This is a genomic window from Variovorax sp. J22R115, from assembly GCF_030317005.1.
Taxonomy (GTDB): domain Bacteria; phylum Pseudomonadota; class Gammaproteobacteria; order Burkholderiales; family Burkholderiaceae_C; genus Variovorax.
The window spans coordinates 1-18,109 of sequence record NZ_JASZYM010000020.1; the positions used below are offsets into that span (position 1 = coordinate 1).

The 18,109-nt window shown below is 63.5% G+C and carries 17 protein-coding genes and 6 pseudogenes; 15 read left to right on the top strand and 8 right to left on the bottom strand.

What is annotated here, in order from left to right:
• The 3 genes from QTI04_RS28600 to QTI04_RS28610 all read left to right on the top strand — a co-directional run.
• On the top strand, positions 1 to 678 hold a 678-nt coding region (locus tag QTI04_RS28600; protein WP_286618587.1), incomplete at its 5' end, for a hypothetical protein.
• 245 nt (positions 679 to 923) lie between these two features.
• A complete protein-coding gene (locus QTI04_RS28605; RefSeq protein ID WP_286618588.1) occupies positions 924 to 1,166 on the top strand; it encodes a CopG family ribbon-helix-helix protein in 243 nt (80 codons plus the stop codon).
• A complete protein-coding gene (locus QTI04_RS28610; RefSeq protein WP_286618590.1) occupies positions 1,156 to 1,440 on the top strand; it encodes a type II toxin-antitoxin system RelE/ParE family toxin in 285 nt (94 codons plus the stop codon). The genes QTI04_RS28605 and QTI04_RS28610 overlap by 11 nt, the downstream gene beginning before the upstream one ends.
• Before the next feature lie 64 nt (positions 1,441 to 1,504).
• Here the strand turns inward: QTI04_RS28610 and QTI04_RS28615 are convergent.
• Positions 1,505 to 1,915, bottom strand: a pseudogene (locus QTI04_RS28615) (transposase); the annotation flags it as partial.
• Between the two features lie 40 nt (positions 1,916 to 1,955).
• Between QTI04_RS28615 and QTI04_RS28620 the strand changes: the two are divergent.
• Complete coding sequence (locus QTI04_RS28620) at positions 1,956 to 2,222, top strand: hypothetical protein (protein ID WP_286618592.1); 267 nt, start codon at positions 1,956 to 1,958, stop codon at positions 2,220 to 2,222.
• Between the two features lie 40 nt (positions 2,223 to 2,262).
• Here the strand turns inward: QTI04_RS28620 and QTI04_RS28625 are convergent, their stop codons facing one another.
• The 3 genes and pseudogenes from QTI04_RS28625 to QTI04_RS28635 form a co-directional block, all read right to left on the bottom strand.
• On the bottom strand, positions 2,263 to 6,381 hold the full coding sequence (locus tag QTI04_RS28625; protein ID WP_286618593.1) for a hypothetical protein: 4,119 nt from the start codon (positions 6,379 to 6,381) through the stop codon (positions 2,263 to 2,265).
• Positions 6,382 to 6,384: 3 nt separating this feature from the next.
• Positions 6,385 to 7,875, bottom strand: a complete 1,491-nt coding sequence (locus tag QTI04_RS28630; protein WP_286618594.1) for a TIR domain-containing protein — start codon at positions 7,873 to 7,875, stop codon at positions 6,385 to 6,387.
• A 465-nt stretch (positions 7,876 to 8,340) separates the two neighbouring features.
• Positions 8,341 to 8,976, bottom strand: a pseudogene (locus QTI04_RS28635) (IS6 family transposase).
• A gap of 127 nt (positions 8,977 to 9,103) precedes the next feature.
• Here QTI04_RS28635 and QTI04_RS28640 point away from each other — a divergent pair.
• The 3 genes and pseudogenes from QTI04_RS28640 to QTI04_RS28650 all read left to right on the top strand — a co-directional run.
• A pseudogene (locus tag QTI04_RS28640) lies at positions 9,104 to 9,444 on the top strand (Tn3 family transposase); the annotation flags it as partial.
• A 325-nt stretch (positions 9,445 to 9,769) separates the two neighbouring features.
• On the top strand, positions 9,770 to 10,033 hold the full coding sequence (locus QTI04_RS28645) for a type II toxin-antitoxin system Phd/YefM family antitoxin (protein WP_286618596.1): 264 nt from the start codon (positions 9,770 to 9,772) through the stop codon (positions 10,031 to 10,033).
• A 6-nt stretch (positions 10,034 to 10,039) separates the two neighbouring features.
• On the top strand, positions 10,040 to 10,366 hold the full coding sequence (locus QTI04_RS28650) for a CcdB family protein (RefSeq protein ID WP_286618597.1): 327 nt from the start codon (positions 10,040 to 10,042) through the stop codon (positions 10,364 to 10,366).
• Positions 10,367 to 11,447: 1,081 nt separating this feature from the next.
• On the opposite strand, the pseudogene QTI04_RS28655 reads toward QTI04_RS28650, so the two are convergent.
• A pseudogene (locus tag QTI04_RS28655) lies at positions 11,448 to 12,024 on the bottom strand (ATP-binding protein); the annotation flags it as partial.
• A gap of 113 nt (positions 12,025 to 12,137) precedes the next feature.
• Here QTI04_RS28655 and QTI04_RS28660 point away from each other — a divergent pair.
• From QTI04_RS28660 to QTI04_RS28670, 3 genes and pseudogenes are all read left to right on the top strand, one after another.
• Positions 12,138 to 13,043 (top strand): alkaline phosphatase D family protein, encoded by a 906-nt coding sequence (locus QTI04_RS28660; RefSeq protein WP_286618599.1) that lies wholly within the window; start codon positions 12,138 to 12,140, stop codon positions 13,041 to 13,043.
• Positions 13,044 to 13,401: 358 nt separating this feature from the next.
• Positions 13,402 to 13,512, top strand: a pseudogene (locus QTI04_RS28665) (IS6 family transposase); the annotation flags it as partial.
• On the top strand, positions 13,486 to 13,707 hold the full coding sequence (locus QTI04_RS28670; RefSeq protein WP_286618679.1) for a type II toxin-antitoxin system PemK/MazF family toxin: 222 nt from the start codon (positions 13,486 to 13,488) through the stop codon (positions 13,705 to 13,707). The pseudogene QTI04_RS28665 and the gene QTI04_RS28670, both read left to right, overlap by 27 nt.
• Before the next feature lie 152 nt (positions 13,708 to 13,859).
• On the opposite strand, the gene nhaR is transcribed toward QTI04_RS28670, so the two are convergent.
• On the bottom strand, positions 13,860 to 14,771 hold the full coding sequence (gene nhaR / locus QTI04_RS28675) for a transcriptional activator NhaR (protein ID WP_286618602.1): 912 nt from the start codon (positions 14,769 to 14,771) through the stop codon (positions 13,860 to 13,862).
• 134 nt (positions 14,772 to 14,905) lie between these two features.
• Here nhaR and QTI04_RS28680 point away from each other — a divergent pair, with 134 nt between their 5' ends.
• The 3 genes from QTI04_RS28680 to QTI04_RS28685 all read left to right on the top strand — a co-directional run bounded on the left by QTI04_RS28680 (position 14,906) and on the right by QTI04_RS28685 (position 16,472).
• Positions 14,906 to 15,601 carry a Bax inhibitor-1 family protein gene (locus QTI04_RS28680; protein ID WP_286618603.1) on the top strand — a complete coding sequence of 232 codons (696 nt, stop codon included), beginning with the start codon at positions 14,906 to 14,908 and terminating at the stop codon, positions 15,599 to 15,601.
• A 164-nt stretch (positions 15,602 to 15,765) separates the two neighbouring features.
• Complete coding sequence (locus QTI04_RS34355) at positions 15,766 to 16,074, top strand: DUF5710 domain-containing protein (protein ID WP_369292805.1); 309 nt, start codon at positions 15,766 to 15,768, stop codon at positions 16,072 to 16,074.
• A complete protein-coding gene (locus tag QTI04_RS28685; protein WP_286618605.1) occupies positions 16,005 to 16,472 on the top strand; it encodes a phasin family protein in 468 nt (155 codons plus the stop codon). Before QTI04_RS34355 ends, QTI04_RS28685 begins: the two co-directional genes overlap by 70 nt.
• A 328-nt stretch (positions 16,473 to 16,800) precedes the next feature.
• Here QTI04_RS28685 and QTI04_RS28690 read toward each other — a convergent pair whose 3' ends face one another.
• Positions 16,801 to 17,112, bottom strand: coding sequence for a polyhydroxyalkanoic acid system family protein (locus tag QTI04_RS28690; RefSeq protein WP_286618606.1), 312 nt, complete (start codon positions 17,110 to 17,112; stop codon positions 16,801 to 16,803).
• Between the two features lie 252 nt (positions 17,113 to 17,364).
• Positions 17,365 to 17,619: pseudogene (locus QTI04_RS28695) on the bottom strand (IS21 family transposase); the annotation flags it as partial.
• A gap of 77 nt (positions 17,620 to 17,696) precedes the next feature.
• Here QTI04_RS28695 and QTI04_RS28700 point away from each other — a divergent pair.
• Both QTI04_RS28700 and QTI04_RS28705 read left to right on the top strand, forming a co-directional pair.
• On the top strand, positions 17,697 to 17,921 hold the full coding sequence (locus QTI04_RS28700) for a DDE-type integrase/transposase/recombinase (protein ID WP_286618607.1): 225 nt from the start codon (positions 17,697 to 17,699) through the stop codon (positions 17,919 to 17,921).
• Entirely contained in the window at positions 17,918 to 18,091 is a 174-nt protein-coding gene (locus QTI04_RS28705; RefSeq protein WP_286618608.1) for a hypothetical protein, read from the top strand. The genes QTI04_RS28700 and QTI04_RS28705 overlap by 4 nt, the downstream gene beginning before the upstream one ends.
• Positions 18,092 to 18,109: the final 18 nt, after the last annotated feature.

An 18,109-nucleotide genomic window follows, 5' to 3' on the forward strand; every position in this document is an offset into this window, starting at 1 on the left:
GACCGCCAGGCTGGCTCGCGTGGCGATGTCCGCCCGCTTCGGACGCACGCCGCGCTCGACGTACAGGGCCAGCTGGCGACGCAGGAAGAGATTCTCGACCCGTACATCTTCCGCGGAACGCATCCGCAGCGCCAGCCACCGCAAGGCGTCTTGCAGCAGCCCGAATGCGATCCGAACGACGAGGACCATGCCCTGATGGTGCCATACCCACGCCTTGCGGGCGCTTCATCGAGCCGGATGGAATTTCTGCAGAGGACAGGATGTCTCGGCGCTGCGCCCGCGAAAGTGGCACGCCGATACAGCCCCTGCGGCAGCGCCTCATCGCCTATCCCTGCTGGGCTGGAGATTGGGGAAACGTCGTTGCCAGTCATCAATGAACGCCCTGGCCTCGTTGGCCAAGACATCAAGCGCGGATGCGCCATCGTCACGGGCATGTGGTTCGGGCAAGGCAATACGGCACTTGTGTCGTCCGCCGTAGCTGAGCTCGGCGTGCCCGGCAAACGATCCGTCGATACTGGTCGCGTCGACCTGGATGGCCACGTCCCAGCCAGCGTATTGGAAGCGTTGCGCTGGCGCCTTTCTCTTCATGGCTTGAAAACCCTCCCCGCCGATTCACGCATTGTTTTCAGTAATTCGTTTGTACTACTTTATCGATGCGGATTGCGGCCACTGCTTTAGAAAACGATGCCAAATTAATGCCGTACTTCGTCGGGCGAGGTCGGCTTCTGCATGGAAGCGCTAGCGGGCTCACGTTCGGACAGCGCTACACGACGAGGGAAAACTTTCAAATGTGCTTGGCCCGGCGCGATGCAGAGACGATCCGGGCAAGTGGGGTGCATCAGGACCTGAATGAGTGATCGGGCGATCGAGCGACGATCGCATCTGCGTGCTAGCATGTACACATCCAAGCACAGGTGAGTACCATGTCCACGACCATGACCATTCGGCTCGATGAGGACGTCAAGGCGCGCCTGGACAAGCTTGCCGAGTCGACGCATCGCAGCAGGTCATTTCTGGCAGCCGAGGCCATTCAATCGTTCGTCGAGATCAATGAGTGGCAAATTGGAGAGATCCGAACTGCACTTGACGAGGCCGATGCCGGCAAGTTCGCCTCGGACAAGGAAGTCACGGCGTTGGCCAGGAAATGGAAAGTGAATGCGCGTTAGGTGGCTGTCCCAGGCGCTGCGCAATCTCGATGACGAAGCGAGCTACATCGCCCAAGACGCCCCAAAGGCGGCACAGCTCGTGGTGCAGCGCATCCTGGACAGCATTGCAATGCTGCCCGAGCAGCCGGGCATCGGACGTCCGGGACGCGTTCCCGGCACGCGCGAGTTGATCGTCTTGAAGACGCGCTACATCGTGCCGTACCGTGTGCAAGGCCAGACCATCGAGATCCTGAGGGTTTTTCACAGCTCCCGGAGACCTCCGACGCGCTGGTAGGGGTAATCGGGTTCTGTCGCGGTAACTCCACCGAGCCCAGTAAAGCCGGGCTGTCGCGTGCCACTCAAAATGCGAGCGAGTAGAACTTTGCCGCTGCGGTCGAGGCTTGGCCTTCGGGGCTGTCGAGTTGCCCCTTCTTGATCATGAGCGCAGTCTCAATGCCGGCGATGAGAATGCGTGCGCAGTGGAAAGACTTGAACCCGAGCGTTGGCCGAACGATGCGCTTGATGGCCCGATGGTCCTGCTCCACAACGTTGTTGAGATATTTTCTCTGCCGCGACTCGATGTCCGCACCCGAATCGTCCTTGGCGCTCTGGATGGCAGCCGTGTTAGCGCCGCTCTTGTCGATGTTGATTTTCTCGGGCACACCATGCAGACCGATGGCTCGTTCCAGAAACCGCCGAGCAGCCGCGTGGTCTCGCTTGGCACGCAGCAGAAAATCGATGGTGTCGCCGTCGCGATCGACCGCTCGGTAAGTTGTCGGTCCCGCTCCAGCTTAACCCGACGGCCGTAATGTGACAGAACCCACCAAGTTCCAGTTCAGCCATATCGATGCCGACAGCAGCGGCAATCCACGCATTTCGGCGCTGTGTTTTGGAATCCTTGCCGATCACACCGTGACCCAGGTGCTGTTCTTCAAGTTCTCGCAAGACCACGTCGCACTGGAAAGTGCAAGCACGACGTTGTCGATGACCAGGCAACAGCTGGACGCGGTGCGCGACAGCATTGCGGCGCGCGTGCGTCCGTTCGTGGTCGAATTCGTCCAGAACCTGGACATCTGACGGCGTTCGACGGCGCGCGCGAAGCGGTCCCCGTTTTTTCTCAACGTGGCGTGAAGTCGCGCGACGGATTCTTCGCGGGGCCTCCCGGCGCCGGAATGCCGAGCGGAAGCCGTTCATCCTCGGACAGATCACGGCCCACCTTGCTGGCGACTTCGGCCGCCACGTCGTCGGCCGACCGGCACTCCGCGCAGTCCCACAGCCGCGCGGTCGTGTCATCGCTGGCGGTCAGCACCGTCTTGCCGTCGACGGAGAACCGCGCGTCGTAGACCCTGCCCGCATGTCCGCGCAAGGCGCGCAGTTCCTTGCCGCTGGCCACATCCCACAACCGGGCGGTTGTGTCATAGCTCGCGGTCAGCGCCGTCTTGCCGTCTGCGGAAAACCGTGCGCTGCCGAGCCCGCCGTCATGCCCGTGAAAGGCGCGAAGCTCCTTGCCGCTCGCCACGTCCCACAGGCGCGCCGTCTTGTCGGCGCTCGCAGTCAGCACGGTCTTGCCGTCGGCAGAAAACACTGCGCCGTAGACCCTGCCTCCATGTCCGCGCAAGGCGCGAAGCTCCTGGCCGCTGTCCACGTCCCACAGGCGTGCGGTGTCGTCATGACTCGCGGTCAGGACGGTCCTGCCGTCGGCGGAGAATCGCGCGCTGTAGACGGGGCCCTCATGCCCGCGCAAGGTGCGGAGCTCCCGGCCGCTGGCCACATCCCACAGTCGCGCGGTGTCGTCATGGCTGGCAGTCACAACCGTCTTGTCGTCGATGGAGAACCGCGCATCCAAGACCCTGTCGCCATGCCCGCGCAAGGCGAGCAGTTGCTGGCCGCTGGCCACGTCCCACAACCGGGCGGTCTTGTCGTCACTCGCGGTCAGCACCATCTTGCCGTCGGAGGAAAACTGCGCGCTGGTGACCGCGCCGTCATGCCCGCGCAACGCGCGCAGCTCCTGGCCCCTGGACACGCTCCACAGCCGCGCGGTCTTGTCCTCGCTGACGGTCAGCACGGTCTTGCCGTCGGCGGAAAATTGCGCGCCGGTGACTTTGCCCTCGTGCCCGCGCAAGGCGCGAAGCTCGCGGCCGCTGGCCGCATCCCACAGTCGCGCGACCTTGTCCTCGCTCGCGGTCAGCATGGTCCTGCCGTCGCCGGAGAACCGCGCGCTGAAGACGGCGCCCTCATGCCCGCGCAAGACGTGAAGCTCCTGGCCCCTGGACACGCTCCACAGCCGCGCGGTCTTGTCCTCGCTGGCGGTCAGCACGGTCTTGCCGTCGCCGGAAAACTGCGCGCTGTTGACGCCACCTTCATGCCCACGCCAGATGTGAAGCACCCGGTCGTTCGCCACATCCCACAGGCGCGCGGTCTTGTCGGCGCTGGCGGTCAGCACCGTCTGGCCGTCCGCGGAAAACTGTGCGTCGTAGACCCTGCCTCCGTACCCGCGCCATGCGTTGAGCTCCTGGCCGCTCGCCACGTCCCACAGTCGCGCAGTCTTGTCATCGCTGGCGGTCAGCACGGTCTTGCCGTCGTTGGAAAAGCGCGCGCTGTTGACCCCACCCTCATGCCCAAGGAGGGCCTGCAGCTCGCGGCCAGTGGCCACGTCCCACAGCCGCGCGGTGTCGTCATGGCTGGCGGTGAGCACCGTCGTGCCGTCTGCGGAATAACGCGCGTCGATGACCCTGCTCTCGTGCCCGCGCAAGGCGCGCCGTTCCGTGCCGCTGGCCGCGTCCCACAAGCGAGCGGTGCTGTCGTCGCTGGCGGTCAGCACGGTCTTGCCGTCGGGTGAGAAGCGCGCTTGGGTGACCGCACCATCATGCCCGCGCAAGGCGCGAAGCTCCTTGCCGCTCGCCACATCCCACAGGCGCGCGGTCTTGTCGGCGCTGGCAGTCAGCACGGTCTGGCCGTCGGCGGAAAACTGCGCGCTGGCAATCCAGTCCTCGTGCCCGCGAAAGACGCGCAGTTCCCGGCCGCTGGCCGCATCCCATAGCCGCGCGGTCTTGTCTTCGCTCGCAGTCAGCACTGTCTGGTCGTCAGCGGAAAACTGTGCGCCGTAGACCCCGCCCCCATGCCCGCGCAAGGCGCGAATTTCCTTGCCGCTGGCCGCATCCCAGAGGCGCGCGGTCTTGTCGTCGCTGGCGGTGAGCACCGTCTTGCCGTCTTGGGACCAGCGCGCAGTCCAGACCGAGCCCTGATGCCCGCGCAAGACCGCGCGATAGGGGTAGGCGGCGCTTGCCGAGCGGATCAGTGCGTCGGCCTTCGGCACCGGGTGGATGCGGCGCGCCTCGAGCGCCAGCAGCACGCTTCGGTCCGGGAAGTCCATGGACACGCTCTCCGCCGTGGCCGCCAGTTCTCCGGCCTGGGCGCGAGCCGCCCAGGCTTCGGCGCGTTTCGTCGCCTGGTTGGCCTCGTCCAGCGCCCGACTGGCCTGGACCCAGAATGCCGCGGCCACCAGGCCAAACGCAAGCGCAGCCGCGCCTGCAAGAAGCGCGAAGATGCTCCGCCGACGATTGATGCGCGCCATGGCCAACGCGCGCTCCCTGTCCTTCTCGGCCTGCGCCTTGTCGGCCTCGGCATGCTCGGCCGCCTCGCGTTGCATGCGCGCTTCGACTTCGAATCGCTTCACCCGTTCTTCTTCCGCCTCTCGCTTGAGCTGCTCCCGCTCGGCGCGAGCCTGGACCACCCGATTCACGCTGGAGCGCACGTACTCGTGGATCTGCCTGCAGGTCCTCGGCCGGATGTAGCGGGAGGCCCAGCCCACGGGTCGTGGACGGCGGCCCACCCGGGCGCGCCAGCGCTGGGCGCGATCGCCGTCGCTGTCGTCGAGCCAGCCGCCGGTGCCCTGTCTCTGGCGGTGGGCACGCTGTTGCCACTCCATGAGTTCGTTCACGTCGAGTTCTTCCTCATCGAGCCATTGCCGAAACAAATGCCAGCGACGAAACAGGCTCTCGTGGCTGATGTCGACCGGATCATCGGGCCCGATGGGTCGACCGGGTGCCGGCAGGACAAAGCCGACCCCCTCGGCGCGGAACGCTTCGATGACGGCCAGCAACGGCGCCTGCACGCCATGGCCCAACTGGCGCAGCAGTTCGCTCAGCGTCTGCGGTCGCCGAACGCCCCGTCCGTCCCGCCGCTCCACCAGCGCGAGGAAGAACGGCTGCGCGAGATGCTGCTGTTGCAAGGTCAGCGACGCGTGGATTTCCGACGCATGGTTGTCGATCGCGAACGACAGCATCGGTTCGAGCGGGACATCGCGTCGCGTGCCACCGATCTCCACCGCCCGATCCGACGGCGCGCACACGGCCTCGAAGTCGCTCGCCTCGATACGCGTGCGCGACAACGATCGGGCGCGATGCCACATGCGCAACAACGCGTGCTGCAGGATCGGCAACTCGTCCTCGCCACCCAGCATGTTCACGAGGCGATTGGCCAGCACGGGATCGATCTCGCCACCCACGAGCGACAGAGGCGACGCGATCACCGATCTGATCTGGTCGGGGCCCAGCCGGGGCGTGAGATAGATCCCGCTGTTGATGGCCTCGGGCAGGCCCTGGAAGGCCACTGCATTGCCAAGGAAATCCGACCGCATGGTCATCACGACATAGATCGGCAGGTCTTCGCTGGCCGAACGCAGCAGCAGCTTGACGAAGCTGTCGGCCTCGTCGATGTTCCGCTGGTGGTAGCGGAAGATCTCCTCGAACTGGTCGACCACGAGCAGCAGCGCCTCGCCGCCGAAGCGATCCGCTTTCTGCCGGAACAGGTCCGCCAAGGCCAGCGGGCTGGCGCCCAGCAAGCTCGCAAGAGATGCCGCCGCGGCCTTCCGGTCGGCGCTGTCCACCCATCGCGCATCATCGATCAAGGCCTGGGCCAGATGGGCCAACGGGGCATCGCCGGGCTGGAAGATGCAGATGTTCCAGCGCTGGACCCGGTCTCCGGCAGCGTCGCCTTCTGTCGTGCGAGGAGGCAGCCCGCCGCGATGCAGCGCGGGAATCAAGCCCGCGCGCAATAGCGAGGACTTGCCCGTGCCGGACGCGCCGAGCACGGCGACAAAGCGCTGCTTCTGTTCGAGCTTGACGAGCAAGTCGCGCACATGGGCGTCCCTGCCGAAGAAGAGCAGCGCCTCCTTTTCCGTGAACGGGCGTAACCCCACGAAGGGCGCGGGCAGTGCGAGCGTGATTCGCTTCATCGACTAGAGCCCGCGCAGGAATTCCGCGAGCCCGTTCTCATCGAGCGGGACGATCTCATCGGAAATGAAGCCGAACTCGCTCTCCACCGTGCCCCGTTGCAGGTACACGCCCCAACGCGTCATCGCGAGTTCGCCCTCGGCCAGTTGATTTAGGAAATAGATGAGCCGGTGGGCACTGGCGTTCCTGGTGCGGTCGGTGTAAATCGTGATGCCGGCACGGCACGGTCGCAGGAACTCCTTGATGTCGAACTCGTGGTTCGCGAGCGCGGTGTTGGCCGGCAAGCTGCGCGCGGTGCAGTTCTGCTCCTTCATGATGCCGCGCAAGCGGTCCGACAGGATCGGCTCGCCGGACAGGTCGTCGACGAAGACGAGCCTTCTCGCCGATCGAGAGACAGGCTCGGCGGGTGCCGTCGCGCGGCGACGCGCCTCGATCGCCGCGTGCAGTCGATCGACGATGGCAGTCTTGAAGCTCGCAAGATTCGTCGCACGGATGAGCTCGGTCTCGAACAACGCGGCATGCGCCACATCCGTGATCTGGCCGGCCGCGGGCAACCGCTCGCACCATTGCATGATCGGCCGTTGCGCCGACCTGGCTCGCTGAAACTGAAGCTGCGGCAGCGGCGCATCGAAGCCCTTGCCCTTGCGCCCGACGGTCGGTGACAGCAACTGCACGAAGAGATCGGCTTGTGCGAGATCGGCCGCGAACGCGGCATCGAATTCCTGGGGCACCAAGCCCACGTAGTCCCCCACCGGCAGGACGACGATGCCCTCGGGTTCGAGCGCGACCCTCACCGCGGTGCGCTGCGCATCGAGATCGTCGGTGGTGTCGGCGAGCAAGACCGTGCCGACGTGCTCCCTCGAATTCGACGGCACCCGATGCGCTTCCTCCGGAGGGCCGGCCGCCGACGCCGCGACAGCTGCGATTCCGGACCGCAAGGTTCGCAGCCGCTCATCGAGGGCACTGCGCAGGTCGTTGAGTACGCTCCAATAGTGAACGTCGCCCGCAGGACCGCTCTGAGTCGGCGAGGGATACCCGGCCAGAAAATAGGCGGCGGTGTTGGGTGGCTGGTGCCAGAACTTGGACGAGATCAGTCGCTTGCGGATGCGCTGAATGCCTGGCGGAATGTTGTTCAACTTCTCGTACGGCACCAGCTCCACGACATAGACATCCGCCGGCTTGTCGGGATCATTGGCGTGTGTCCGGATGAAATGGTCCAGTTCCATTCCGCACCAGGCGGACTCGACATAGTTCTGCGAGAGCAGCAGAACCAGCAACGAACTGCGCTCGATGCGAGTCAGGAGGTCGACACCGAAGTCGTCACCGGGGCGGAGTTGGTGGTCAATGAAGAATTCCTTCTTGAGGACATTCGGTCCTTCATTGAGATTGGACACGAGTGCCGTCACCCACCCGAATTGAGTCGAAGAGCCCAGGGCGATTCCGTTGTCCGCGTGGGCGTAGCTGACGAAGATCTCTCGTTCCATAGCAAGGGTCACATCCCCTCCAGAGTCAATGTCTGGACCAGCACAGTCAGCCTGCGGCGTGCAGCTCACTCCACGTGATCCCAACGATGCGGGGCTCAAGCGTAGGTCGCTGCGCGACGTCGTCAAGTGGGAATCGCGGTTGTCACCGGCCCATCGACGAAGCTTGCTATCCCCTCCTCCGGCAAAGGGTTGAATCTTCCGAAGCGACGCCGTCGCGATGGATCACCTTGCGCGAACAACGTTTGCAGTCGAGTTCTCGGTCGCCGCCGGTCGGCACGGGTCACCGAAATGAAACTGGTGATGCGACGAAAGCAAGGATCGAGGCGTGCGCGGCTTGGCGGGCGAATGTGCGGCCCGGACCCGGGTCGCACGGCAAGTGCTCGACCATGCCGAGGGATCTCTTGAAATAAGAAGGAAGTTCTCAGGTTCTGTCGCGATAAGCCGGTCGAGGCGGGTGAAGTCCGGCAGTTGCCTGGGTCAACGGACTGCGAGACTGTAGAAGTAGTCGGCATGTGAAAATGCCAAGCCGTCGGGGCAGCGCAGTTGCCCCTTCTTGATCATGTGCATGGTCTCGATGCCGGCAATCAGGCGCGCGGCAGAGCGAAAAGACTTGAATCCCATCATCGGCCGGACTCGTCGTTTGACGGCGCGGTGGTCCTGCTCCACAAGATTGTTCAGGTACTTGGACTGCCGCAGTTCGATGGCGTCGCCGCGATCGACGAGCAGACCTCGCACTGCAGCGGTGTTGGCGCCGCTCTTGTCGATGGTGATTTTCTCGGGCACTTCGTGCTGGGCGATCGCGCGCTCGAAGAACCGACGCGCGGCCGCTACGTCACGATGCGCGGTCGGCAGGAAGTGAACCGTCTGGCCCAGCCGATCGACGGCTCGGTACAGGTACTTCCACTGGCCGGCCACGAGCACGTAGGTTCCGTCGACGCGCCACGAACGCCGGGTGCTCGCGCCGACGAAATACCTTGGCCAACACGGGCAGCACCTTCAGTGACCAGCGGTGGACGGTGGCGTGGTCGACCAGCACCCCGCGCTCGGCCATCATCTCTTCCAGGTTGCGCAGGCTCAAAGGATAGGCCCGTACCATCGAACGCACACGAGCATGATCTCCAGCGGGAAATGCAAACGCCTGATGACCCTTCGCAAGGTTGAGTTCGCAAGTTGGACGTGCAGCGGTACCCTGGGCTGGATTGTGGCCGACCGGCTTATCGCGACAGAACCGTTTCGCCGAGTGCTCAACCGTGGCGAGTCGGTCCACCAGTTGCAGCGTGCGATCAACACCGGCAAGGTGGCGCCGGAGCGGGGCCGGCGGCGCGACGAGATGATGGCGATCTCTGGCTCGCATGCGCTGCTGACCAACATCGTGCTTGCATGGAACACGGATCGCATGAACAGCGTAGTCGATAGCCTGCGCAAGAATGGCGCTGTTATCGAAGACGATCGGCTGCGCCGCATTGGGCCTGCCCACTTCGGACACATCAACTTCCGAGGCACCGCTTCGCCCTGGATCGCTACGCTGATGTCTTGGTTCATGCTCGCCCCGGCCGCGCGCGGAACACAACGCTGCAGTGACTGACGGGGACGCGAAACGTAGCTGAACGGAGGGCGTACTGCGGCGACACACGGTGAGACCGCCGGCGTATCAATCACCAGAACCTCGTTTTCTACCCAGACGGCGGCGAGCGAGCTTGCATGGGCGTCCGCGCTTCCGGCTGAACGCTTGTAGCACCTGGCCGACGAACGGCCCCATGCGGGGCGCTCGACGAGACAGTGGCCGGCAAGGAAGTTCTGCGCAAAAAATCGGCCATGTAACTCTGCGCCAAAAAAGCAGCTTACTGGACAACGTGCGTCGACACGCTAAACTGTCTATGTTAGCTACTTTGGGCGAGGCCAGGCCATGATCACCGTCACTTCCGTCGAAGCACAGAACAAATTCGGACAGCTCTTGGACAATGCGCAACGCGAGCCAATCATCATCACTCGGCACGGGCGCCCCGCCGCCTACATGATTTCCCCGCAGGACATGAGGGACCTTCAAGAGGCGCGTGCACGAGCAAATCAAGGCAAGTCTGAGCGTGACTGGGCTGCGGCAAGCGCAGAGGCTTGGAACGACTTCGATGCTCACTTCGGCTCGTTTGCGGACGAGCATTCAACGCTCTGAACGCGAATGTCGCAATTCGACGTCCACCGCAACAAGGGAACTCAGAAAGACAGCATTCCTTTTGTGGTGATCATCCAGTCCGCACGATTCGACGCGTACCGGCGGCGGGTAGTGGTTCCCCTGGTTCTGCGCCAGCACGCGCCTGGCACATCCATTTCTGGCTCTCGGATGAATCCCATCTTCACCATCAACGGTGTCGAAGTTGTTCTCAATCCTTTGCAGATCGTCTCTGTGGCGACCGACCAGCTGGGTGCCATGGTGGCTTCTCTAGCAGAACACGGGCAGCAGATCACGGATGCAATGGACGAGTTGATGACCCGAGCCTGGGGATAGCGCATAGGGAGACGGGAGGGCGCGCATTGTGTTTCGACGAAGACTTGTTGAAAGCGCCCGTGCGGCCACAACGTGGGCAAGGACATCGCTGCAATGAGCGCTTGGCGTCGGTCGCGTCGCCTTCGGCTGTGGCGCGGGCCGCGTCCGGAGTTGTGGAGGCGCTTGGCGCGGCGCTGCAGGAACATGGTCAGATGTGCGCCGGTAATGCACCAGGAAGAACGCTGTCGTGTCCCAAGCCGGCCGTTGGTACGAGGATGAGGCGCGGGTCATCTCTTTCTTGCTACGCTACTTGAATACCAATCCCGACGGCTCGATCGATATGGGGACTCCACGTCGGTGGCGAGAATGAAACCGACGGCCATTCGATCGGTTCGCTGCTCTTGCCGAGCGCGGCCTTGGTCGCGGCAAGCCGCGCATCGTGCTACCTGGCCGACTGGAGTTCTCGTTTCCGAATTGCGTATCAAGTTCCGAATTCGCGGCGGCGCCGTCGCGCGCAATCTTGCGCCCGATCTGGTCGGCCGCTAGGACGTCCGGAGGTGCCTTGGATCGTGGTCAACGGCCTGGGCTCAATGGGGCTTGTCGCCCAGCCTTCGCTCGCCGGCTTCCAGCTCCCACCGGTACTCGCGCGCCAGGATGCTGGTGCCGTTGGGTCGATCAAGTGGGGCCGAAAGCGAATGCTTTGGAAGTCGGTCGCTTCAAGTGCGCAGCGTGCCCGGCGGCGTTTACCTGATTGTGATTGCTCAATTTTTACGCGCGCAGCGGCACGCTTTGTGAGGTCATCGTTCACCGCTTGTCTCGAATCTACGGGCGCGATGGCGTCGTCATCGACTGCTCGACCAGTGCGGGCCGAGGAGTCTTTAGCCCGGAAATTTCACCAATAGAGGGTCGCCAGCCTCCTGCCGGAGCGGACGTGCCGCTGCACGGAGGCCTCGAACTCAGCGAGTTCCAGGCCGACGACCACCACCACTGCTATCTGCCTCTGTACGTGTTCTGCGGGTGTCACCTTCCGGCGTAATGGAGCCACCTGTTTCCGGCATATTGGAGCCGGCTGCAACGAGGTTGAAGGGCACCATCGAAGATCTCAAGCTTGAGCGGTTTTGGCCTCACTGGCAAGACGCTGACGGATGACCGCCGGCAGTTGGCGCGGGGCCCGGTAGCTGTTGCCGTCGAGCACCAGGCGATAGGCGTTGTGACGCATGCGATCGAGCGTCGCACTGGCCAGCAATTTGTTTGCCGGGAACGCCTGGTCCCACTCGGTAAGGTCCAGGTTGCTGGTCACGGTGGTGGCTGCGCTCTCGTAGCGCTCGGCCATGAGTTCATGCAGATCTTCATCGGCGGGTGGGCGAAGGGGTTTGAGTCCGAAGTCGTCGATGATCAGAAGCGATACGCGCGCGAGATTGGCCAGCTTGTTCATAGCCGCCGGTGGCACGCGCCGCGTTCAACGCTGCGGTCAGTTGCGTGCAAGTGGCAAAGGTGACCTCCACGCCCTGGCGCACCGCGCAGCGGCCCAGGGCCTGCGCCAGATGTGACTTGCCAGTGCCACACGGCCCCACGATCAGCGCCGGCGCGCGCTCGTCGAGATAGCGCCCGGTAGCCAGCTCGTGGACCAGCGCACGGTTGAGTTGCGGCAGGCGATCGAAGTCGAACTGGTCAAGTGTGCCCGGCGATCAGGTGGACAAAGTTGCGCCATTGGCTACCGCATTTGTGGGATGCACGTGCGCTTCAACTCGCTACTCTGAACATCCCGTGACACACGAGACCGGAGGGCATCATGAAAATCGCATTCGCTTCTTGCTGCAATCTGAAACTCTACCCTGAGCAGCCCATCTGGGACGAGATTGCCAGCGAAGCGCCGGACTATCTGTTCTTGCTCGGCGACCAGATCTACATGGACTTCTTTCCTAATCTGGAGAAGCCCAAGGACTGGCCCGTTGCGAAGTTCCGCACCGAGATGGCAGACAGGTATGAGAAGCAGTGGAGGGAGAAGCACTTTGCTGCCTTGGTGGAAACCGTGCGTGGCAAGGGAGGTGTCCACGGAACGTGGGACGACCACGATTTCGCTTGGAACGACGCCTGCGGGATGCATGTTCAGCAAGCCAAGAAGGACGTTGCACGCCAGTTCTTTTGCAAGTACATGGGCGTAGTGCCGCGGGGCGAGGGAATCTTCCATGTAGTTCCCTTGTTCGACGGCGGCACGAAGCTCGCTAAGGCGATCTTTGTTGATACGCGCTGGTATCGGGACCTCGAAGGAGACCACAACGACCTGCTGGGCGAAGAGCAGTTCGAATTCCTTCAACAGGAACTGAATGCGGACGCCGGCCTGCTCACGATCGTGTGCGCCGGTACTCCCATGCGTGCGACGGGCAAGGGGTGGCACGCCTACAAACGCGACCACCAACGCTTCATGCAGATGGTTGGCGACCGCAAGGTGATTTTTCTCTCGGGGGACATCCACGAGAACCTCTTCATACCGCCGAGTTCGGGCACCCACCTCTACGAGATCATCTCCTCGGGCGTTGCGGTGAAGAAGTTGGGCATCATTGGCTCTCGCCACAACTTTGGTCTGCTCGATTGGCGCCCCGACAATCGAATCAAGGTCACCTTGCGTGACAAGCGCGGCCGAGTGGTCTACCTGATCAACAACAACGCGACCTTTGATCACCAGGAGTTCGACTAACTTGCGCGGGGGAGACTGGCCCATGGTCTATGGCCCGCTGCTCCTCTCCCGCTTCGCGACATCTGCCGGGCCCGCCAGTTCGTCTGGCTCGCAGAAAGCCGACACTGAGCGCGCCGGTGTTGTGGACGAATGGCCGCTACCTGACTCCGTCGCGAAGTCACAGTCTCGGCCAGTTCCGGGCAATCCCGACAGGCGGCTTTGTGGCGCCACGTTGAGCAGTTCCACCCAATGCTTTGCATTGGGCCATCAAAGGGCTGCGGACGGTTCAGTCGCGATAAGCCGACGCTGGTACCCTGAAGGTCGGATGATGTCAGGGACGAAGACGGTGATTGAAGCGCTGCGATAGGTGATCAAGCGGATGCATTGCCCGCTGGAGGTGATGCTGGTCTGCGTGCGGTGGTATGCGGCCTACCCTTTGAGCTTCCGTCATATCGAGGAGATGATGGGCGAGCGCGGCGTGCTCGTTGACGCAACGTACAACGCCTCCAACCCGTTCGCTATCCGGTTCGTCGGGCCGAAGGACGTGGAGAGCTACGTTCTTGCGCATCAGCCCAAGTCGTTCGACTGGCGAGTTCGGCGGGCCAAGGCCCACCCATGGAAGCAAGTGCCGCCCACTGTTTTCGAAGCGGCCTGCGAAGCGCTCAATCAGATCATTGAGATCTGAGTTCCGCTTCGACCTCGACCAACAGAGTCTTTTCAATCGCGGCGGCCTGGTGAACAGCCTGATCGGCGGCGGTGAACTCGCTCGGATCAACATAGCGCCGCGCCATCGGTCCCGCCGCGGGCTGCTGCTCGCGAGCTTCGGCGCGGGCCGGCCTATTTTGCGGATCCGCGGCGCCGATGGAAGCGCCCTCGCGCCGCCCTCGTGATCGCGACCACGCAGGGATGGGTGATGCGGCGCTCGACCGAGATCGCGAAGAACTCCTCGATCAGTTCAGCCGCGCGGCCGATCACCTCGACGCCGTACTGGGCGCGGGTCTCCTCCTCGAGCACCTCGGGCGTCATGAACACGCCGCGGCCCTCGCCGCCGAAGGCCTTCAGGAGCGCGGCATCGTCGAACTCGCCGATCAGCCGCGGCCGCAGCCGGTGCTCGGCCAGCCACAGGTCGAGCCGCTGCCGCGCCGCCGAAGTCGCACCCTGGATCAGCATCGGCGCGCGATCGAGACAGGCCGGGAATTCGCCCACGAGCGTGCGGCGCAGTGCCGCGGTGGCGAAGAAGCTCATCGCGGTGGTGCCCAGCGTGTGGTTGAAAGCCTTGATGCCGATCTGCCGGCCCATCGGTTCGTCGGCGATCACGAGGTCGATGCGCTGCACCGACAATTGCCCCAGCAAGTCGCGGAAGTTGCCCTCGTGGCAGATCAGCCGCACCGGGTCGGCGATGCCGAGCGCCGGCTCGAGCAGCCGGTAGGCGATCGACTTCGGCACCGCGTCGGCAATCCCGACCCGGAAGTCGAGCGCGCGCGCGCCCTCCCCGCGGCTGCTCAGCGCCGCCTCAAGTTCGGAGCCGAGCGCGAAGATCTGGTCGGCGTAGCTCAGGGCCGTGCGCCCCTCGGGAGTGAGTTCGAGGCCGCGCCCGCGCTTCTGGAAAAGGCTGCAGCCCAGGGTGTCCTCGAGCAGCTTGATTTGGCCCGACAAGGTTTGCGGCGTGATGTGCAGCTGCTCGCTCGCTCGCACGATGCCGCCGGCCTTGGCGGCAGCCCAGAAGTAATGCAGGTGCTTGAAGTTCATCTTTGCGCGCATCCTACGGGAAAGACGAATGAATGGTGTCAAAAATTCGACTTTTCTCGAAGACTATCCTGGTCTAGAGTGCACGTCATGCGCGTCCAAACGCGTGGTTTTTCAACCTACCAAGGACATTCGAAATGAACGACAACATCCAGGTCTATGGGTCGCCGCATGCGGCGTTGCCGGCCGCCGCGGAGCGCAACCAGGTGCTCCGCAACACCTACTGGCTGCTGGCCCTCTCGATGGTGCCGACGGTGCTGGGCGCCTGGCTCGGCCTCTCGACCGGTGTCGCGCGCGCCATGTCGCCGGGCATCTCGATGGTGGTCTTCCTGGCCGGTGCCTTCGGCTTGATGTTCGCGATCGAGAAGACCAAGAACTCGGCCGCCGGCGTGCCGGTGCTGCTGGGCTTCACCTTCTTCATGGGCCTGATGCTGTCGCGCATGCTGGGCGTGGTGCTCGGCATGCAGAACGGCGCCAGCCTCGTGATGACCGCGTTCGCCGGCACCGGCGCGGTCTTCCTCGGCATGGCGATGCTGTCATCCGTCATCAAGCGCGACTTGTCGGCCATGGGCAAGTGGCTCTTCATCGGCGCCATCCTGCTGTTGGTGGCGGGCATCGCGAACTTCTTCATCCAGTCGGGTGCGCTGATGATCACGCTCGCGGTGCTGGCGATCGGCATCTTCTCGGCCTTCATCCTGCACGACCTCAAGCGCGTCAAGGACGGCCACGAGACCAACTACATCACGGCCACGCTTGGCGTCTACCTGAGCCTTTACAACGTGTTCCAGTCGATGCTGATGCTGCTGGGCCTGGGCGGCGGCCGCGAGGAGTGACGATGACGCCACATGAATTCCGCACCATCGTCTCGCTGAGCCTGAGGACCTGAGCGCTTCAAGCAGCTCGAGGGCATCCAGAAGCCGGGATGTGCGGGCAACGGAGTAGATTTTGGAGACATCTGAAACTCCTTCCGGGCTGCGGAATAGACCAGAATCGGAGGATGGAAGAGCGCCACTACCTGAACGTTCCCTTCAAGGAGAAAGACGCCGCGAAGGCGCTGGGCGCGCGCTATGACTCCCGAGAGTCTATGCTGGTGGGTCCGTCCTGGGGTGGACCTGGCGGTCTTCGCGCAGTGGGACCTTCTGCCGGGGATGTCAAGACTGCACAGACCCGGTTCCACCGCGCACCGAGCCGGTGCAGCTTTTGCACCCAATCCCAACCCTCTAAAGGAGATAAGTCATGGCGACCGAGATCAATCCGTTTGGCAGTATCGCTACGATGTTCGAGCAGTTCAAGATGCCAGGTGTGATCAATCCATTTGGCAATATGGCGACGATGCTCGAGCAATTCAGGATGCCAGGTGTGGACATGGCGTCCATGGTCGAGGCGCAACGGAAGAACGTCGAGGCGCTGGTCGAGGCCAACAGGCTGGCGTACCAGGGCATGCAGGCAATGGTCCAAAAGCAAACTGAAATGTTCACGCGGGCAATGCAGGCAATGCAAGCAGCCGCAGCCGCCAGTGCTGGCGCCGATCCTACGAGGCAGGCCGAGATTGCCCGAAGAGCCTTTGAGTCGGTGGTGACCGACATGAGAGAGCTTGCCGAGATGGCGCGGGAGTCGCAGTCGGCCGCGATCGCTCACATGACCGAGCGAGCCAACGAGCACATGCAGCAATTCACAAAGCAAATGCAACCCAAGAAGGGCTAGAGAGGGGTGGGCCTTTACGACAAGCGCCGCGGACACACCAGTGCGCGCCGCATTCGGGCTGAAGCTGGAGAGTGCCGACGACCCACTGGCAGGCGCTTCGACGCCTTGCCAAGATGCTGACGGCCGGCGGCCACGCCAATGATCGCCGTGCTCACGGAGGAGAACGGCGAGTTCGATGTGAACGAGGAGCCTGTGTCGATGAATGTTGCCGCGCGTCTGATCGAACGGGCGCACCGGGAAGGACTGCTATTTGCGGATGGACTTGCGGATCAACCGGCCGAGGAAGCCGCTGAGGCGGGAGCGGCGCTTCGGTTCGCTGCAGCCCCCGCTATTTCTTTGTCAGCAGCCGTTGTCCCACATTCTGCAGCCGTTCCTTGAGGCCGCTGGCGATCACGCTGAGGACACCGGGCAACTCAATTTCCATGGTTACCACAGCGTCAAACACGTGGATGACACCAGAGACAGTCTGACCCATCGCCGCGACGCTGAAAGTGAGCCGGTCATCATCCCAGCGCTCAGTGCGGACCTCACCGCTGCCGGGCAACAGGTTGAGAATTTTCGCGAAACCGGCTTCGATGCGACGGCGCGCCTCAGCGCGACCGAGCTGATGTGGAATGCTAATGATGATGGGCGGCGCCATGCGCACAGGGTGCCGCGAATCGGCGCGCCGGGCAAGGGGCTTGCAAGAGGGACTCGGACTTGCTGAGATCGCCATGCTCGCACGGTCACCCGTCCAGAGGATGCTCCAGGAAAAAGCGTAGCATTTCCGCGCTCGCGTCCGGTCCAGCCGGGTCTGCGAATGTGGCTGTCAGGCGCAGCGCGCGAAGAGTTCGGCGTAATGTCGGCGGGCCGGATCAGCGGATGCTCCCGGGTCAATGCCAGTTTTTTGCCTCGGGCCATCGGCGGTGTCGATCGCGGCCAGCGCGTCGGTCACGAGCTTCTCGGTCAGCGCCCCGACGTGGCAGTAGCAGTGCACGCCATCGGTGATGGCGCGTGCGCGCGCGCAGTCGACGAGACGCCGCGCATAGCGGTTGGCGCCCCAGAGCTTGCGTTGACCCGTGAACAACATCTCGCACAGCCGTTCGGCGTCAGGGCCGATCGCCTTGGCTTGGCCGAGGATGCGACGCGTCTCGCGTAAAGGGTTGAATCCGCTCTGGTCTTGCCTACGTCAAGATCTTAGGCAAGTGGACCTATCCTTGCAGGGTCGATCGAGACGGCCAGATCGTGGACTTCCGCTTGAGCGCGAACCGAGATGTGAAGGCGGCCAAGGCGATCTTCAGCAAGGCGCTGGCGACTCGAGAACGACCTCCAGTGACCATCACGCTGGACGGCTACACTGCCTCGCATCGCGCCGTGCGGGAACTGTCCGCGCGACCTGTTGGAAGCGCACACGACTGCGGTCGTCCAAGTATCTCGACAACATGGTCGAGCAGGACCATCGGGGCGTGAAGTCACGCATCAAGTCCATGCTCGGCTTCAAGGTCTTCGATCGAGCGGCAGTGACGATCGCCGGCGTCGAGTTGCTGCATCGCATTCGCAAGGGCCAGTTCAATCTCGACCGACTGCGCACTGCGGGCCAAGGCGCGCTGGCGGTGAGGAACGCAGTGCTTTCAGCCTGATCGACGCAACGCACGCAG

Excerpts from the sequence above, each read along its gene's own strand:
- QTI04_RS28645 (WP_286618596.1), top strand. The coding sequence starts at position 9,770 with ATGATCACCGTCACTTCCGTCGAAGCACAGAACAAATTCGGACAGCTC.
- QTI04_RS28680 (WP_286618603.1), top strand. The coding sequence starts at position 14,906 with ATGAACGACAACATCCAGGTCTATGGGTCGCCGCATGCGGCGTTGCCG.
- QTI04_RS28605 (WP_286618588.1), top strand. The coding sequence starts at position 924 with ATGTCCACGACCATGACCATTCGGCTCGATGAGGACGTCAAGGCGCGC.
- QTI04_RS28670 (WP_286618679.1), top strand. The coding sequence starts at position 13,486 with ATGGGCGAGCGCGGCGTGCTCGTTGACGCAACGTACAACGCCTCCAAC.
- QTI04_RS28660 (WP_286618599.1), top strand. The coding sequence starts at position 12,138 with ATGAAAATCGCATTCGCTTCTTGCTGCAATCTGAAACTCTACCCTGAG.
- nhaR (WP_286618602.1), bottom strand. The coding sequence starts at position 14,771 with ATGAACTTCAAGCACCTGCATTACTTCTGGGCTGCCGCCAAGGCCGGC.
- QTI04_RS28625 (WP_286618593.1), bottom strand. The coding sequence starts at position 6,381 with ATGAAGCGAATCACGCTCGCACTGCCCGCGCCCTTCGTGGGGTTACGC.
- QTI04_RS28650 (WP_286618597.1), top strand. The coding sequence starts at position 10,040 with ATGTCGCAATTCGACGTCCACCGCAACAAGGGAACTCAGAAAGACAGC.
- QTI04_RS28685 (WP_286618605.1), top strand. The coding sequence starts at position 16,005 with ATGGCGACCGAGATCAATCCGTTTGGCAGTATCGCTACGATGTTCGAG.
- QTI04_RS28690 (WP_286618606.1), bottom strand. The coding sequence starts at position 17,112 with ATGGCGCCGCCCATCATCATTAGCATTCCACATCAGCTCGGTCGCGCT.
- QTI04_RS34355 (WP_369292805.1), top strand. The coding sequence starts at position 15,766 with ATGGAAGAGCGCCACTACCTGAACGTTCCCTTCAAGGAGAAAGACGCC.
- QTI04_RS28610 (WP_286618590.1), top strand. The coding sequence starts at position 1,156 with ATGCGCGTTAGGTGGCTGTCCCAGGCGCTGCGCAATCTCGATGACGAA.